Origin of the sequence: Streptomyces sp. NPDC006925, from assembly GCF_042869575.1 — a bacterium.
Taxonomy (GTDB): domain Bacteria; phylum Actinomycetota; class Actinomycetes; order Streptomycetales; family Streptomycetaceae; genus Streptomyces.
On the sequence record NZ_JBIAGB010000058.1, the window covers coordinates 1 to 1,051 of the forward strand.

The 1,051-nt window shown below is 63.6% G+C and carries 1 protein-coding gene; it reads right to left on the reverse strand.

All coding sequences use genetic code 11. From position 1 onward, the window contains the following. Positions 1–89: 89 nt before the first annotated feature. Positions 90–1,051, reverse strand: a 962-nt coding sequence (locus ACFYNS_RS31860; RefSeq protein WP_388606385.1) for a group II intron maturase-specific domain-containing protein, incomplete at its 5' end; no start/stop codon positions are given.

Here is a 1,051-nt window from a genome sequence, read left to right on the forward strand (position 1 = left end):
CAGAGCACGCTGCTCGACCGGCCGCATCGGCCGTGCCGTCACCGCTGTCCACACTCTCCTGACCTGCAGCTATTCAGGATGAAAGAGGTTCAGTGACTGTGAACGAGGCGGAGGTTGGTTCGCTCATCGCCGCCGCCGTGCCGTTTGAAGATGAGGAAGTGGTGCGTGTGCAACGTCCTCCTCATTGCGTCGAACCAGGCGATCCACTCTCGGACGTTGCCCGGTTCGTATTCAGCTCCTCCGATGAGGGGCTGATCGCACAGAGGGCACAGGCCCTTCTGCCTCGCCGCAAGTGTCAACTCGCTCCGATTGAGCGGTGGCAGCGGCTTGCGCCGTTGGCGCTCGGCCCAGTAGGCGGCCAGAGCGGGATCGTCCGGAGACGACCAGCCCTTGACGGCCGCATGGCGGACGATCTTCGTCCAGGAGAACTTGACCAGGAAGACGCCGCTGACGCGGTGCCCGAACACCCAGTTGTCTTTCCGGGACGGGTTGAACCTTCCGAAGTACCTCCCCTTGACCCAGATGCGCCCCTTACGTGGGTGCTGCCGCACCGCCCACCGCCACAACAGCCGAAAGGCGTGGTTGTTGAGATCGGCGAACGTCTCAGCAGAGACCGCATGCCGGTAGTACCCCGACCAGCCCCGGACGATGGGGGCGAGCCGACGGATCACCGATAGGGCATCTGTGCCGTGAAGGTTCCTGACCTCCTCGGTCAGGCGGCTCCGGATCCTCTTGACAGCATCCTTGCTCGGTTTGATCAGCAGTACGCCGTTGCGGTAGCGCCGGATGGTGAATCCCAAGAAGTCGAACCCGGTGTCAACGTGGACGACCTTCGTCTTCTCCTCGTTCAGGGACAGGCCCCGGGGAGCCAGCCATTCGACGAGCCGTTGTCGTACCGCTGTCGCCTCTTCCTTCGTCGCGCAGAGTGCGACGAAGTCATCGGCGTACCTAACCAGCCTCGATCTTTCGTGACGGTCCGTCGGTTTCTTCGGCGGGCCGTTTCGGTTGTTCGGGGTCGGTGGTGGGCACGCTGATGGCCCGGCTGTCGCGT